The following is a 2,149-nucleotide window of genomic DNA, read 5'->3' on the forward strand; positions in this document are numbered from 1 at the left end:
GCTGCGCGTCGGCGAGCCCCGTGGCAGGTGGCGCGTCGACGGGCACCGGCCGGCCGGGCGCGGGCTCCCAGACGACGCCGCCGCCGTCCGGGCCGTCGGCACCCGCCGCGAGCAGCTCGCCGCTCGGCAGGGCCGCGGCGTCGAGCACCTCGACCGACTCGTCGACGTGGTCGGGCAGCAGGAACCCGGCCACCGGGTTCACCGCGGCCGCGGGGTCGACCTCGTCGACGCGCGCGTCCGCGGCGCCCTGCGGGCCGAGCGGGCTGGGCGTCGCGGCGTCGACCAGCCGCAACCGCACCCGGGCCGGGGCGGTGAACCGCGGCGGGCGCCGCAGCAGACCGGGCGCGCCGTCGACGCCAAGCCTGGCCGGCACGGCGGCAGCCGCCGGGTCGAGGTCGAGCACCCGCCCGAAGGCGTCGAGCACCCGGGCCGCCGTCACCTCGATCGCGCCCGCGGTGAGCAGCAGCGGCGGCTCGGTGGGGTGCTCCGGCACGAGGGTGCCGTCCTCGGCCCGCGTGCGGACGGCGCGCGCGGGCAGGGCGAGCAGCGAGCGCCGCACGCCGTCGAGCGCGGCCCCGAGCAGGTCGGGCGACCCGGCCACCGACGCGAGGTCGGCGAGCTGCTGCTGCTCGTCGGCGTCGACCTCGCCGACGCCGCGGCCGTCCCGCTGCCGCTCGTCGTCGAGGTACCGGGCGACCGCCCCGCCGACGGCCGTCGCCACTCCGCTCGTCAGCGGCACCCGCGCGACGACCGTGCGCACCGCCGGCGCCGCGGCCGGGTCGTGCCCGTGGACCGGCTCGAGGTCGGTCTGGCCCAGCCGCCACCCGGCGGGGGGCTCGGTGCCGATCGTGGTGCCGACGCCGGTGGAGCGCACCGACACCTCGAACTCCAGCCACGTCGGGCTCCACGGCTGCGCCCAGGCCGTCACGCCCACCGGGCTGGGCTCGACGCCGTCGACCAGCGAGTGGTCGCGCAGCGCCGACGCCACCTGCAGCGCGGCGGGGTCGGCGTCGCCCGGCCGCCAGACGGCGTCGACGTGCGGGGCGGACGTCGCGTCGGTGCCGGCCCGGGTCGAGTAGGCGCCCGAGGCGTCGAAGCGCAGCAGGTGCTCGGCCGCGAAGCGCACCGCGAACGCCTCCGTGAGCGCGGCGCGCCGCGGGACGCCGTCCGCGCCGGGCACCGCCGGCCGGCTGGCGTCGGCGGCCCGGGCGAGCCAGCCCAGCAGGTGCGGCGAGACGAGGAGCGCCTCGCGGGCGAGCGCGGTCGCCTCCTGCGGGACGGCGCCGGACGGCACCGTCGCGCACACGGCGGCACCGGGCAGCGCCTGGTGGAACGACTCGACCAGCTGGCTGGGGTGGCGCACCAGCAGCTTGCCGTCGCTGTTCCAGGCGCCGTCGCCGCCGTGCCGCAGCGACCGGCCGGCACCGCGCACGGCGAGGTACGGATCGGCTGGCACGAAGCAGGACGGCGCCGGGCGGCGCTCGGTGCGCGCCGACGGGGCGGGCGGCGTGCCCGCGGGGGCCTTCGGGGTCCCGCCCCCCGGGGCCGCGCCGGCGTCGGCCCGGGCGCGGACGGCGTCGAGCGCGCGGGCCTTCGCGCGCAGCACCGTGGACGAGCGCGGCGTGGCCACCTCCTCCTGCACGAAGGCCTGCAGCGCGACGCGTCGCACCCCCTCGGCGAGCCGCACGGTCTGCTGCAGCGCCACGCCGTCGAGGTCGGCGAACCCCCCGAACCCGCGCACACCGCCGACGCCGCCCACGCGGCGGCCGCGGCCCGGCACCCGGGCGCGACCGTCGAGCAGCCGCTCGGTGCTGCCCGGCTCGTCGGGGGCGACCGTCACGAACCCCTCGGCGTGCACCTGCGCGTCGAGCGCCGCGACCCCGCCGGGGTCGCCGACCTGCTGCACCGTGTGCTGCACGAAGGCGGTCAGCAGCTGCTCGACGACCGCCTGCCCGGCGGGGTCGGTGACGTCGAGCCCGGCCGCGGCGGCGCGCGCGGTGAGGGCGGCGACCGCGTCGTGCAGGTGCTCGCCCAGCCCGACCTGCGCCGTCCCGGGCGCGGGCCGCAGCTCGAGGGCGCGCAGCCGGTCGAGCAGCGAGGCCAGGCCGACCGGCACGCCGTCGACGGTGTCGTGCAGCAGCGTCGAGGC

At 80.5% G+C, this 2,149-nt stretch carries 1 pseudogene; it reads right to left on the reverse strand.

The features are described from left to right. A pseudogene (locus ACYVI6_RS18560) lies at window positions 1–2,149 on the reverse strand (hypothetical protein); the annotation flags it as partial.

This window comes from Angustibacter aerolatus (assembly GCF_054776675.1).